The sequence below is a fragment of the Hominimerdicola alba 8 genome (assembly GCF_000178155.2).
In the GTDB taxonomy this organism is placed as follows: Bacteria; Bacillota; Clostridia; order Oscillospirales; family Ruminococcaceae; genus Hominimerdicola; species Hominimerdicola alba_C.
The window spans coordinates 1-13,195 of record NZ_ADKM02000008.1 but is presented as its reverse complement, the minus strand read 5'-3'; the positions used below and the strand labels follow the sequence as shown (position 1 = coordinate 13,195).

Sequence of the window (13,195 nt, the reverse complement as noted above, 5' to 3'; positions counted from 1 at the left end):
TGATATTCAAAGGGAGGAAAAACTATGGCTAAAAATATACAACTTGATCTTGAAACAGTTCAGAATCGTGAAATGCGTCTTGGTTCGATAATATCATGGGACGGAAAAGCATCTGAACTTGTTGAACTGTCTCGTTATGAGGAACGTGCGCTCAGACATAAGGGAGAATGTCCCGGTGCAGGAAAAAGCGGCGAAGGATGTCGTTTATGTGAACTTAATATGCCCTTTAACCAACAGAGTATGTGTGCAAACTCCATAGCAGCCTGTCAGGCAGGTAATATTCGTGACTGCGTACTTATTCAGCATTCACCTGTGGGCTGTACAGCCAGAAATCCGGAATTTAATCTGGCATTTCGCAATGGTCTGGAACGCCGCGGCATAGAACCTCGAAATATAAACATCATGACTACCAATCTCCTTGAAAATGACATGGTATTCGGTGCATCTGAAAAGCTCAAAAGAGCTGCAAGAGAAGCGTTTGAACGCTATGACCCAAAGGCTATATTCTTCTCTATGAGCTGTTCAACTGCGATAATTGGAGAAGACCTCAGCAGTATCGCAGCTGAGATGGAAGACGAACTTGGGATACCTGTTGCACCTATGCAGTGCGAAGGATTCCGTTCAAAGCACTGGTCAACAGGATTTGATATCTCACAGCACGCTGTCCTGAGACATATTGTAAATAAGAATCCGAAAAAGCAGCCAGATCTTATTAATATCGTCGCACTTTGGGGTACGGATTATTTTACCGATATGCTCAAACCACTTGGGCTGAGAGTAAACTATATCATGGATATAGCAAGTTTTGACGAGCTTGCACAGACATCTGAAGCGGCTTGTACTTCAACATTCTGTCATACTCTCGGTTCTTATTTTGCAACCGCTCTTGAAGAGGCTTATGGTGTACCACAGATAAGAGCTCCTCAGCCATACGGTTTTGCAGGTACAGATGCATGGCTTCGTGCTATCGCAAAGCAGGTAGGAAAAGAAAAAGAAGCAGAAGAGTATATCGCTGCCGAGCATGAACGTGTACGACCCAAAATAGAGGAACTGAAAGAAAAGCTTAAAGGTGTCAACGGTTTTGTGCTGACAGGTTCTTCTTATGCACATGGTCTTATATCTGTACTTCGTGATCTTGGTGTAACAGTTGATGGTTCTGTCGTATTCCATCATGATCCTGTATACGACGGAGGTTATGAAGAGCAGAACACACTGAAGACCCTTGTAGATAACTATGGTGATATACCTCACTTTACAGTCAGCAAATGTCAGCCCTTCCAGCTCCCTGCACTTCTCAGCCGTGTGAAAGCAGATTTCATTATCATTCGTCACAACGGACTTGCTCCAAACGCCGCAAGAATGGGAATACCCTCTTTTGCCATAGGTGATGAACATTTCCCCGTAGGATATGACGGTATGATACGTGTAGGTGAGGCAGTACTTGACGTTCTTGCACGTAAAAAGATGAATCAGGTACTAAAGAGACACGTTGGGCTGCCATACAGTGACTGGTGGCTAAGTCAGAAGGATCCGTTTATTCTTGCAAAGCACCCCGAGGTGCTCGATGAAACTACTAAGGAGGTGCAGGACTAATGGCTAAGAAAAAACATACAACGATCACTCATCCCCACTATGCGTGTGCCATTGGTGCGGCATATACAGTATCGGCTATCCCGGGGGCAGTTCCGGTGATCAACTGCGGTCCCGGATGCGTGGATCAGCAGTATTTTACAATGTCATTCTGCAACGGCTTTCAGGGTTCGGCAGGTGCAGGCGGAGGCGATATCCCGGGTACAAATTCGGGAGAAAGTGAGATTGTTTTCGGCGGTGCAAAGAAACTGGACGGAGTTATAAAGTCAGCTCTGAAGATCATGAAGGGCGATCTGTTCGTAGTTCTGTCAGGCTGTTCTCCACAGCTTGTGGGAGATGATGTCGCATCAGTGATAAAACCATACCGCGAACAAGGGTATCCCATAGTTCATGCAGAGGTTCCCGGATTTAAGGGAAATAACCTGTGGGCACACGAGGAAGTCATTATTGCGATAATAGACCAGTTTGTGGGAGAAGCAAAGGGTATACGCCGCCGCAAGAAGCTCATCAATCTCTGGATGGGAGCACCTTACTTCAATACATTCTGGCGTGGAGATATCATTGAGATAAAACGTATACTCGAAGCCGCAGGCTTTGAAGTTAATGTGTTCTTCGGCAGTGAAAGCGCAGGTGTTTCAGAGTGGAAGAGTATCCCGAAAGCAGCCTTTAATCTTGTGCTTTCTCCGTGGCTTGATCTGAAGGTAGCTAAACATCTTGAAAAAAAATACGATCAGCCTTATCTGCATATACCTGTTATCCCTGTTGGTGAGGAGGCAACAACTGCTTTTCTGCGTCAGGTTGTGGAATTTGCAGATATAGATAATACAAAGGCTGAGAAATTCATAGAAAAGGAAGCAAAAAGATACTATTACTTCTTGGACCATTTTGCAGACTTTTTCGCAGAATACTGGTTCGGATTTCCTTCAAAGTTTGCTATTGTCGGAGATGCGGCATATAATATTGCACTTTCTAAATTCCTTGCAGACCAGTTGGGACTGATACCTGTAGGACAGATAATTTCAGATAATACTCCGGTCAAATACCGAGAAGATGTTGCTGCTCTTTATAACGAGCTTTCCGAAGGTGTATACGGAAACGTTGAGTTTATTGAAGACGGTTATCTCATAGAGAAGAAATTATCTGAATTTGATTTCGGAAACAGTACACCGCTTATCCTCGGTTCTTCATGGGAACAGGATGTTGCAAAGGAAAAGAATGCCGTGCTGGTGGAAGTTGGTACAATAGCTACAGAGGAAGTAGTTCTGAATCGTACATATATCGGATATACTGGAGCACTTCAATTCATTGAAAAAGTTTATTCCGCAGCGGTCAGCGGTTAAATCGCAGATAACAATAAAGCCTGAAAGCAGATAAAAACGCTTTCAGGCTTTACTATTATTCTCGTAATTCAAGCTCTTTTCTTACTTCATCAAGAAATCTTTTTCCCATACTGCTAAGATCGTTGTTTTTCTTGGTGATATATCCTATATTCATACTGCTCTGGATATTATCATCATCCTTGAAAGGTATCACAATGAACTGATCTCCACAGAGTTTTTCGGAGTATATGCTCGAACACAATGTATATCCGTTCAGTCCTTCCATCAGATTCATCATTGTCGCACGGTCTGTAGCCTTGATTGTTTTCTGATATGCGTGTTCGATAAGTATCTCCTCGGCAAAATATATCTCGTCCTCGTTACCCTGTTCAAATGACAGACAAGGATACGGGTCAAGCTGTTCAAAACCAAGCTCTTTTTCCTTTGCAAGCGGATGTGATCTTGCAAGATAAACACTTGCGGAACATACGATAAGTGAATGAAATTCTAGTTCGTTCTTTCGCAGCAACTTGTTTATCATACGCTGATTGGTTTCACAGGTATAGATTATGCCTATCTCGCTTTTCATTGTACTTACGTCTTTTATCACATTTGCAGTTGCGGTTTCTCTCAGTGCCAGGTCAAATTTGTTTGAGTCGTAATGTTTTGCCATTTCTATGAAAGCCTTGACTGCAAAGGAGTAGTGCTGCATCGAAACAGCAAAGCGACGTCGGATATTCGTTTCCTCGCCGTATTCTTCCATTACATCTTCATACTGTTGATATACACGTTTTATCTTTTGTAAAAATTCATCTCCCTCGGCTGTCGGAATAACACCTTTATGAGTACGGTGAAATATCTGTATTCCAAGCTCATTTTCCACATCCCGCACAGCTCCGGTAAGTGTGGGTTGAGCTATGAATAATTTTTCGGCAGCCTTGTTCATTGATCGTGATTCAGCTATGGTAAGAAGATAATTGATCTGTTGTAAAGTCATAAAATAAAGCACCTCGCAAAACAATCATAAGAATTAATTTTAATTGCATTTTCATGAGTATATTATAACGCAAAAAATATACTAATACAATATGATTAGTATGAATATATATTAAATTATGACTATCCCTTTAGCGCACCAGCTGAAAATGCTGTAAACAAAAGGATAATTGAGCGCCCATACGCCAACCACCTTAAGTTCTGTTAAACCGCCGTTTTTGTGGTGTGTCAGCGGGATAACCACGTATGAAAAAGCTGTGTGACCAAAGCGGTCGCACAGCTTTTTTGTGAATAGTACAAGCATTTGTACACATATATTATATCAGTATTAAGGAAAGGCGATGATATGATGTTCACACAGATATTTCAGCTTATGCAGAAACTCTGCGCGGCGGGGTTGTTTTTTGGACTGCATTTTGACGGGCACACCGTTTTCCCGCGACCGCTCGGCGCATCGGAAGAGCGTGACTGCTTTGAGAAGATGGCGCAGGGCGACAAATCGGCACGCGACAGGCTTATCAGCCATAATCTGAGGCTTGTGGCGCATATCATCAAAAAGTATTACGCCGCCGCATCAGACCAGGATGACCTTATATCAATCGGAACGATAGGGCTTATCAAGGCGGTGCAGACTTTTGACTACACAAAAGGCACAAGGTTCGCGACATACGGGAGCAGATGTGTCGAGAACGAGATACTCATGCACTTCAGGGCGCTGAAAAAGTCTGCATCAGATGTTTCCATTGAAGAACCTGCACAGTCTGACAAGGACGGCAACAGTCTTTGTCTGATGGACTTGCTGACAGACGGCGAAGATGTGGCTGACAGGATAGAACTTCTTATGCGTGCCGAACAACTCTATGGCATATTGGGTGACTGTCTTGATGACCGCGAGAGGGAAGTGGTGGTGATGCGCTACGGACTGTACGGCGGCAGTGCGCTGACACAGCGGGAAGTTTCCGAAAAGCTGTGCATATCGCGTTCATACGTTTCGCGTATAGAAAAGCGTGCGCTTGAAAAACTGCGCGAACGGCTTGAATAAGAAAACGATCGGCAATTGCAACAAAAATTATATATGTTAATTAAATAAAAAACTACAAAATCACTTGAAATTTATGTAGATATATGATATAATGCTAACAAACAATGACATTGCATAAAAAATTCACAATAATTAAAACAAAAAACAATGCAAATTCGTTCTGCCGAAAATGATGCGGTAAAACGAGCGTTCTGTGCGGGGCACTATAATAATAAAAAATGAACAGGAGGTTCAAATTATGAAAAATGCGTGGAAAAAGTCCATCACTTTTGCGCTGGCACTCACCCTTGTGACGGGAGTTGTGCCTGCGAATATGAGCGGCGGCGGTGTGTTGGGGGGCTTTATCCTTTCGGCATCTGCAATGCAGATATTCACAAAAACACTGACAGGCAAAACTATAACATTAGATGTTGAGCCATCGGACTCTATTGAAAATGTCAAGGCTAAAATTCAGGATAAAGAGGGGATACCGCCCGACCAACAGCGACTTATCTTTGCGGGCAAACAGCTTGAAGATAACCGCACACTTGCCGATTACAATATTCAGAAAGAGTCAACTCTTCATCTTGTACTAAGAAATGTCGCAACGCACGATTTTTACATTGCGGGCAACGGCGCAAGCGGAAATCCATGGGTGAACGGCGAATCGTGGAATGTCGCAAGTGCTGAAAACAAGATGACATACGCTGACGGTATTTACACTATAAGTTATCCCGCTGTTCCTGCGGGCGAGGGTTATGAGTTCAAATTTGCACAGGACGGCACATGGGACGTTTCTTACGGTTATCCTGCTACCAAGAAAGTACTGCTGAATGAATGGCTCGATATAGACGAGTCGGCGGGAAATGATTCAAATATCTCCTTTGACCTTGATAAGACTTCTGACATCACCATCAGCTTTGATTCGTTCAACAGCAGATTTATGATAGAGGCTGTCGCTGTTGACAATGTTTCTGATTACACTCTCACCATACCCGCAAGTTTTGACATTCAGAACGAGGGCTGGAACGAGATAGGCGATATCTCGGTGACAGGTCAGCTGGCTGACGGCAGGAAGCTGGTGGTGAATGCTGAGTCGGACGGTGAGTTTGCACTGGTAAATCAGTCGGACAACACACAGAAGATAGACTACACTTTGAAGAACAGCGCAGAGGGTGAAGAAAATACTTCGTGGGAATTTGAAGAACTCAGCGAAACGCCCGCTACTCAGAAGATAGGCGTTGATGTCGCACCGTTCAGGGGCATGCCCGCAGGCAGTTATACCGATACTGTTACTTTTACTGCATCTGTGGAAACATCGTATAATATCGTTGACCTTTCGGCACTGACAGCAAACTATGAAGCGCAGGACGGTGATGTTCTGACAGGCACGCTTGACGGCGAAACAAAGCCTTACAAGATAACCGTTGCTGACGGTGCAACTATAACACTGAAAAATGCAGTGATAAACGGTGCGAATAATAGCAATTACCCGTGGGCTGGCATAACACCGAACGGTGATGCCACTATCATACTTGAGGGTGAGAACTCGGTGAAAGGCTTCTATGAATATTATCCCGGTATATATGTGCCTGATGGCAAGACACTCACCATTAATGGCAACGGCTCGCTTGCTGCAGGTAGTCGTTACGGTGCAGGCATCGGCGGCGGTTATAATATATCTTGCGGTAATATAATTATTGAAAGCGGTACTATAACCGCAATAAACTACATGACTGCGGCGGGCATCGGAAGCGGTTATGGACGTTCATGCGGCAATATCACTATCAATGGCGGTACTGTAACCGCAACAAGCGGCGAGTCTGCGGCGGGCATCGGACTCGGTTCCCATGGTTCATGCGGTGATATCACTATCAATGGCGGTACTGTAACCGCAACAAGCGGCTATTATGGGGCTGGCATCGGCAATTGCATGGGTGGTTCATGCGGCAATATCACTATCAATGGCGGTACTGTAACCGCAACAGGCGGTAATTATGCGGCTGGCATCGGCTGTAGCACAAATGGTTCATGCGGTAATATCACTATTGCAAATACTGTAACAAAGGTAACTGCCACTAAGGGCACAAATGCACCCAACAGCATCGGTGTAGGAAGTGACGGTTATTGCGGCGATGTAATAATTGGCGGTGAAAAGAAAGGAAATATCAGTGAAAGCCCCTACACCTATCAGCCATAGATCGGTTACGAAGAACAAGATATAACAGTTTTCTGATCTGTAAATAAGACCGCAGCGACGGTATCAAAACTGTCGCTGCGGTCTTTGTTTATGTAGATATTTCCGACTGTTTTTTCATGTTGTTCATCTCTCTTACGATGAACACCATTACAAGCGCGAAAGCAGTGAGGTCTGAGATGGGGGCGGCAGCCATTATGCCTGTCAGCCCGAACACATATGAAAGTATCAGCACAAGCGGTATCAGGAACAATACCTGTCTTGTCAATGACAGCACCGCGCCTTTCAGCGGTTTGCCGATGGCGGCAAAGAAGTTCGATGAGATCATCTGAACGCCTGTCAGCGGCAGAAGCATCAGGAAAGTGCGCATGAACTTCACCGCAAAGTCAAAATAAAGCGTCTGGTCGACTTCGTCAGAACCGAATATCGAAAGCACCTGCTGAGGGAAAATCTGGAACACTGCGAAAGCCACAAGTGTAATGGCGAGTTCGCACTTTATCGCCAGCTTGTAGACCTCGCGCACGCGGTCATATTGTTTCGCACCGTAGTTGAAGCCGACTATCGGCTGCATGCCCTGTGTGATACCGATTATCACCGCCAGCACTATCGAGTTAACTTTCATTACTATGCCGCTTGCCGCCAGAGGTATCGCTGAGCCGTATTCGCTCAGTTCGCCGTACTTTACCAGCGAACGGTTCATAACTATCTGCACCAGTGTGATAGCTACCTGTGTCAGACCGTTGCTCATACCCATCGCGGCGGTGGTAAGCATTTCTTTAGGGGTGACACGCAGATGCTCACGCCTGAGAGTGATGCGCTTCAATCTCTTTATGTACATAAATGCGTACACACAAGAGATGACCTGTCCGATGACAGTCGCCAAAGCCGCACCTGCAACGCCCCATTTGAAGCCGAAAATGAATATGGGGTCGAGTATTGTGTTGATGACTGCACCTATTATCATGGTGGTCATCGAATAGGTGGGGCTGCCGTCAGCGCGGGCAAGATTGCTCATGCCGTTCATGATGACGATGAAAGGCATGCCGATGGCGGTTATCCGCGTGTATTCGACCGCGTAGGGCAGGACTTTATCTATTGCGCCGAAAGCCACTAACATCTGCTTTAAGTATATCTCGGTTATGACCGCATAAACAGTGCCGAAAAGCACCATCATGCAGATGCCGCAGCCAACGGTCTGTGCGGCGCGTTCTTCCTGCCCCTGACCGAGATACAGCGAATACCGCGAAGCGGTACCGATGCCGATGGTCAGCGTTATCGCCATGCAGATAGTAGTCAGCGGGAACGCCGCGTTGGTCGCCGCATTGCCCAGCATACCAACGCCTTGTCCGATGAATATCTGGTCAACCACATTATATAAGGAGCTGACAAGCATAGCAATGATACTGGGAACAGCAAATTTCCTCAGCAACGATGGTATGCGTTCATACCCAAGAGGATTTTTTTCTGTTATTGAACTCAACTTTCCTTACCTCTTTCATTTATTTCCTTATATTAAATAAACAACACATGGTATTATACTCCATTTTTCGGGATTTGTCAAACTCACTTTTGCACAAACGGCAATTTTTCCGACATTTATAGCGGAGTTTCGCCAATAATGCCCTGTCCGATGGAGTGCTGTCATATTATATTACAAAAAAAATTTTTGCGGATTGAAACTTTTCTTGAAAATCGACTGTCTATTAGGTCAGAATGGCAAGAAACAAGTTCCGAGAAAAAACTCAAAAAATTTTTTGAAGTGAAACTTTTTTTGAAAATCGACTGTCTATTAGGTCAGAATGGCAAAAAAATTCCGAGAAAAAACTCAAAAAAATTTTTTTGAAAGTGAAACTTTTTTTGAAAATCGACTGTCTATTAGGTCAGAATGGCAAAAAACAAGTTCCGAGAAAAAACTCAAAAAAATTTTTTTGAAGTGAAACTTTTTTTGAAAATCGACTGTCTATTAGGTCAGAATGGCAAAAAACAAGTTCCGAGAAAAAACTCAAAAAAATTTTTTTTGTAGTGAAACTTTTTTGAAACTTCAGCCGTCTATTAGGTTAGAGAGGCAAAAAACACCGTAAGACAAGACCATCATTTTCTCCAATAAATATGTGTAAAGTGAAATTATTTACCAAACGGAACGGTCTTGCGGTAAGAAAGGACAAAAGCCTTTCAGAAAGGAGGCGATAAAGCCATGAACGAAAAGGAAGTCAGAGAACGCTTTGAGCAGATATACAACAGCACCTATGACTACATATACAAATTCCTTATTATAAAATCCGACTCTCGGGAAACAGCCGAGGACATTCTGCAAAGTGTCTACCTTGCTTTTTATAAGCAAATGCTTTCGGGCGACAGGGTGCTCGACCCTAAGCATTATCTGCTTAGAATGGCAAAGCATGGTCTTGCTGACTACTACTCGCGCAGGAAAGACGCTGACAGTATCGACGGCGGCGTTGAGATAGTCGATGAAAGGGCGCTGAACATGCTTGAAAATGATGACAGCTTTACATACGAAGAGATACTCAGCTGTCTGAAAGATATGGACGAAACGACCTACAAGATATTCCTGCTGCATTTCGGACATGACTACACTATCGAAAAGACAGCAAACACGCTCGGGCTGGCGGAAAGTACGGTCAAGTCAAAATTGTACCGTACTTTGAAAAAGCTCAAAAAAGAGATAAAGGAGGGTGAGAGATATGCGTTTTTCAGACGGAATAAAAAAATACGGCAATGAGAACAGAAAGAGAATATTCGATGAGATAATCGCAGCTGCGGAGAAAGACAGTGCGGAAGATATCTCTCGCAGAGATGACAAGACACACGATAAAAAAGACAAACAGACAGATAAACGGGAGGACAAAACAATGATTATGAACAACACAGCAAGGATAAGAAGCAGCAAGGGCGGTCTGATAGCGGCGGCGTGTGCAGTACTGGTGGTAGGCGGCGGACTTTTAGCGGCAAACCACATGAGCGGCAAACCCGATATCTCTCCGAGATCGACAGGCGCATCAGTTGCTACAGATGCAGAAGACAGCACAGCTGAAAACATCACAGAAACAGATACAAAGACAACAGACGATCATGGTGTTGATGACAACGGAACAGATGACAGCAAGGCAGATAACAATAAGAAAGAAGACAAAAATAAAAAAGACAGCAAATCAGAGAGTAGCAAGGTCGATGAAAGCAAATCAGAGAGCAGCAAGGCTGCTGACAGCAAGTCGGTCGAAAGTCAGGCTGAGAAAAAAGCGGTCGAACTTACTAAGATCGCACCTATCGACGAACTTGACATTAACAGAAATCTATGGCTGGATGAAGCTAGTGCCGACGCTGTAAGACTGATAGATGGATCGGATTTTATCGGTGAAGCTATAGTTATGAGCAGTACCACCGAAGAAATAAATGGTCAGCTTTATAATGTTTACCTCTGCAATACTAAGGGCGACGGAAACGGAAACTGCCCTGTGTTCAAGAATACGCTCGGCGTGGCATTTGATGAAGTCAGGATAATGCGCCCTGTAACCGACAGTGCTAAAGCTATCAATGACGGAGATAAGATTTTCGTTTTGGCGAAAAACGGTGTTCAGAGTGAAACAGGGGAGTTCTCACTGGAACTTGTTGAACCTTCAACAGTATTTGAATGGGACAACAGGCTGAAAAGGTATGTTAATGCAGACCAGCCGGGGCATCCTGTGAATGAAGGCAATTATATACCGTATGCTGAATATGAGAACGGTCTGTATGAACACGATATCGATGACTATTTCAAGAGCGCACTGAGCAGCAGAAAAAATGCTAACGAACTGGATTTTGTAAAGAACTGGTGTGCGTACCATGATGTTGAACTGAGGATACATGAAGTTCCTAACTCAAGGGGAGAACTCTTTAAGAAAGGCGATCTGAAAGGCATGAGTTATTTCAATGGTGACACTGTTACCAACGATGACAGCTTTTATGGTCTGGTAGTTGAGGTATCCAATGGAGAAATTTCAAGCGAAGACGAATATAACGACGAATACTCACCTGAATATGAGTTGAAAGTAAGTGACAAAGGTCAGGTAATTGAGGGTTTTGAGGACTACAATATCGAACTTGTTTCACTGAGATATGACCCAGAATTTATTATATATACCGTTGAACTGGGCATTACCAAAAAAGACGGAAGTGAGTTTAAAAATATAAGCGATATAGAATTTGACCCGATAGATTATATGAACGTCGTATACGGAGATCTTGATCCGCTGATGAAAGCGACATCAGCAAGTGATGCAAATGTCGGAATGAGTTGGATAGACAATGATGACCCTACACGAATGAGAGTAACTTGTGGCTGTTACTGTGATATTGACCTCAGCGGTGTGGATGAAACGCCTGAGGCGACCCTTGAACTCAAGGAGATCGATTATCAGGGCAAGACAGAAACAGGTCTGTTCAGAGTAAACTTCAAGGTCGATGTAAACGACCGCGCATAAAGAAAGATAATAAAGACCTCCAATATACAGAAAACTCCCCGTACAGTGCGGGGAGCGGGGGAAAATCAGAAAGAAAACGGAGATGACCGAGATGGAGAAAAGAATGGATGAGAAAAAGGCAAGGAAACTAACAGCTGTGCTGGTGCTGACAGGGATAATGCTCCCGATAATCGCAATGTTCATAATGCTCAGCACAGAATTGATATGGGTGAGCGCACTGCTGGGTTCAGCTGAGGTGATATTAGGCGCACTCATAAGTGCAAAGTTCTATAACTGCGCTGACTTTACGGAAGATAATGACGGAGAGAGTTATCTGTGAGAAAATAATAATGAAAAAAAGCCTTGCGAAAACGCAGGGCTTTTTTGCGTAATGGTCGGCACTGTCACATGCAGAACCTGTGGTCACCAATGACGGTGACTGTCTGCCGTGACCACATGAATTTGTTGAAAGTTTTTTTGGGATTAAAATAGTATATGCAACCGCCTGTAGGATCCCAGCCGTTGAGTGCATCGCGGGCGGCATTGTAGGCAGAAGAGGAAACGGGCTGATCAAATTGTCCGTCTACTATTGCAGTAAATGCACCGTCCTGATATATGACACCCGCAAGGGTATCAGGAAAAGATGGGTGTTCTATGCGGTTGAGTATGACTGCGCCGACAGCGACCTGACCCGCATAAGGTTCGCCCCTTGCTTCAGCTGATATGATACGCGCCAGCAGATTTACATTAGCTTCAGTAGCGGCTGGCACTGAACCGATAGATATCCCCAAAGCCTTGAGCGTGACAGGTCCCGCAGTTCCCGTCTGAGAAATGCCCTGTTGTTTCTGAAAAGCGAGCACAGCATTTCGGGTGATCTCACCATAGTAACCTGTTACATTTGAGTTGAACAGACCGCGTTCTTTTAATTTCTCCTGTATGGCGCGCACTTCGGTACCGTAAGAACCTATAGAAGAAACGGTCTGCTGTTCGCGGGGGACTATTCTGCTGATAATAAAGGCAAACAGCAGGATAGTAAGGATAAGTGCGGTAAATTTCCAGATATATTTTGCGTCCGATCTCATATTTGACCTCCGATGATTTATATGGTGTTAGTATTAACCTCAAATGTGAAGATTATTCATGGTTAATTAAAAAGTATATAATGTGGTTAATTTGCATATAATTTTAATTGGATTGTTTAAATTCTTTTACTTGACAAAAGGGATATAACGTGCTATAATAATTAAGCTGTCAGCGAGGGGAACACCTCAAAGAAGCCCGAAGAAAGCGGAAAGAAGACCTCAGGCGAGAGTACAGAATTTTGCGGAAAGGGCAAAAAAGCGGACAGTAAAAAATATCACAAAAGGGCTTGACAAAAGCGACAAAATGTGATATACTAAAAAGTACCGCACGAAAGCGAAAACTTAGTAAGAAAAAATTCTTCAAAAAAGTTCTGAAAAGTACTTGACAAAATGAAGAAAATGTGGTATGATAGAAAATGCCGCACGAAAGCTAAGAAAGAGCTTCTGAAAAAAATCTCAAAAAAGTTTTGAAAAAAGACTTGACAAACGAGAAAAGATGTGGTATAATAAAGAAGTTGTCCGCCAAGAAC

The 13,195-nt window shown here is 43.8% G+C and carries 11 protein-coding genes; 7 read left to right on the top strand and 4 right to left on the bottom strand.

Features of this window, described 5'->3' with window-relative positions; all coding sequences use genetic code 11:
• The first annotated feature begins 24 nt into the window (after positions 1-24).
• Together CUS_RS00165 and CUS_RS00160 are read left to right on the top strand one after the other, a co-directional pair.
• Positions 25-1,593, top strand: a complete 1,569-nt coding sequence (locus CUS_RS00165) for a nitrogenase component 1 (RefSeq protein ID WP_002846864.1) — start codon at positions 25-27, stop codon at positions 1,591-1,593.
• On the top strand, positions 1,593-2,930 hold the full coding sequence (locus CUS_RS00160; RefSeq protein ID WP_002846877.1) for a nitrogenase component 1: 1,338 nt from the start codon (positions 1,593-1,595) through the stop codon (positions 2,928-2,930). Before CUS_RS00165 ends, CUS_RS00160 begins: the two co-directional genes overlap by 1 nt.
• Before the next feature lie 55 nt (positions 2,931-2,985).
• Here the strand turns inward: CUS_RS00160 and CUS_RS00155 are convergent, their stop codons facing one another.
• Both CUS_RS00155 and CUS_RS00150 read right to left on the bottom strand, forming a co-directional pair.
• Entirely contained in the window at positions 2,986-3,906 is a 921-nt protein-coding gene (locus CUS_RS00155) for a LysR family transcriptional regulator (RefSeq protein ID WP_037275793.1), read from the bottom strand.
• Between the two features lie 111 nt (positions 3,907-4,017).
• Positions 4,018-4,209 carry a hypothetical protein gene (locus tag CUS_RS00150; RefSeq protein WP_037275791.1) on the bottom strand — a complete coding sequence of 64 codons (192 nt, stop codon included), beginning with the start codon at positions 4,207-4,209 and terminating at the stop codon, positions 4,018-4,020.
• 42 nt (positions 4,210-4,251) lie between these two features.
• Here CUS_RS00150 and sigK point away from each other — a divergent pair, with 42 nt between their 5' ends.
• Both sigK and CUS_RS20255 read left to right on the top strand, forming a co-directional pair.
• Positions 4,252-4,947: an RNA polymerase sporulation sigma factor SigK gene (sigK, locus tag CUS_RS00145; RefSeq protein WP_002846838.1), complete on the top strand. Its 696-nt coding sequence runs from the start codon at positions 4,252-4,254 to the stop codon at positions 4,945-4,947.
• A 238-nt stretch (positions 4,948-5,185) separates the two neighbouring features.
• Positions 5,186-7,126, top strand: coding sequence for a ubiquitin-like protein (locus CUS_RS20255; protein ID WP_002846857.1), 1,941 nt, complete (start codon positions 5,186-5,188; stop codon positions 7,124-7,126).
• A gap of 88 nt (positions 7,127-7,214) precedes the next feature.
• Here the strand turns inward: CUS_RS20255 and CUS_RS00135 are convergent, their stop codons facing one another.
• On the bottom strand, positions 7,215-8,603 hold the full coding sequence (locus CUS_RS00135; RefSeq protein ID WP_002846873.1) for an MATE family efflux transporter: 1,389 nt from the start codon (positions 8,601-8,603) through the stop codon (positions 7,215-7,217).
• Positions 8,604-9,317: 714 nt separating this feature from the next.
• Here CUS_RS00135 and CUS_RS00125 point away from each other — a divergent pair.
• The 3 genes from CUS_RS00125 to CUS_RS00115 all read left to right on the top strand — a co-directional run bounded on the left by CUS_RS00125 (position 9,318) and on the right by CUS_RS00115 (position 11,923).
• Entirely contained in the window at positions 9,318-9,863 is a 546-nt protein-coding gene (locus CUS_RS00125) for an RNA polymerase sigma factor (protein ID WP_002846835.1), read from the top strand.
• The gene (locus CUS_RS00120) at positions 9,826-11,604 is read left to right on the top strand and encodes a hypothetical protein (RefSeq protein WP_002846859.1); all 1,779 of its coding nucleotides are present in this window, start codon (positions 9,826-9,828) and stop codon (positions 11,602-11,604) included. Before CUS_RS00125 ends, CUS_RS00120 begins: the two co-directional genes overlap by 38 nt.
• A gap of 91 nt (positions 11,605-11,695) precedes the next feature.
• The gene (locus CUS_RS00115) at positions 11,696-11,923 is read left to right on the top strand and encodes a hypothetical protein (RefSeq protein ID WP_037275785.1); all 228 of its coding nucleotides are present in this window, start codon (positions 11,696-11,698) and stop codon (positions 11,921-11,923) included.
• Positions 11,924-11,987: 64 nt separating this feature from the next.
• Here the strand turns inward: CUS_RS00115 and sleB are convergent, their stop codons facing one another.
• Complete coding sequence (gene sleB / locus CUS_RS00110; RefSeq protein ID WP_002846845.1) at positions 11,988-12,665, bottom strand: spore cortex-lytic enzyme; 678 nt, start codon at positions 12,663-12,665, stop codon at positions 11,988-11,990.
• Positions 12,666-13,195 lie beyond the last annotated feature (530 nt).

What these genes read in the sequence shown, in the direction of transcription:
- sigK (WP_002846838.1), top strand. Translation starts at nt 4,252, where the DNA reads ATGATGTTCACACAGATATTTCAGCTTATGCAGAAACTCTGCGCGGCG.
- sleB (WP_002846845.1), bottom strand. Translation starts at nt 12,665, where the DNA reads ATGAGATCGGACGCAAAATATATCTGGAAATTTACCGCACTTATCCTT.
- CUS_RS20255 (WP_002846857.1), top strand. Translation starts at nt 5,186, where the DNA reads ATGAAAAATGCGTGGAAAAAGTCCATCACTTTTGCGCTGGCACTCACC.
- CUS_RS00165 (WP_002846864.1), top strand. Translation starts at nt 25, where the DNA reads ATGGCTAAAAATATACAACTTGATCTTGAAACAGTTCAGAATCGTGAA.
- CUS_RS00120 (WP_002846859.1), top strand. Translation starts at nt 9,826, where the DNA reads ATGCGTTTTTCAGACGGAATAAAAAAATACGGCAATGAGAACAGAAAG.
- CUS_RS00155 (WP_037275793.1), bottom strand. Translation starts at nt 3,906, where the DNA reads ATGACTTTACAACAGATCAATTATCTTCTTACCATAGCTGAATCACGA.
- CUS_RS00150 (WP_037275791.1), bottom strand. Translation starts at nt 4,209, where the DNA reads ATGCTTGTACTATTCACAAAAAAGCTGTGCGACCGCTTTGGTCACACA.
- CUS_RS00125 (WP_002846835.1), top strand. Translation starts at nt 9,318, where the DNA reads ATGAACGAAAAGGAAGTCAGAGAACGCTTTGAGCAGATATACAACAGC.
- CUS_RS00160 (WP_002846877.1), top strand. Translation starts at nt 1,593, where the DNA reads ATGGCTAAGAAAAAACATACAACGATCACTCATCCCCACTATGCGTGT.
- CUS_RS00115 (WP_037275785.1), top strand. Translation starts at nt 11,696, where the DNA reads ATGGAGAAAAGAATGGATGAGAAAAAGGCAAGGAAACTAACAGCTGTG.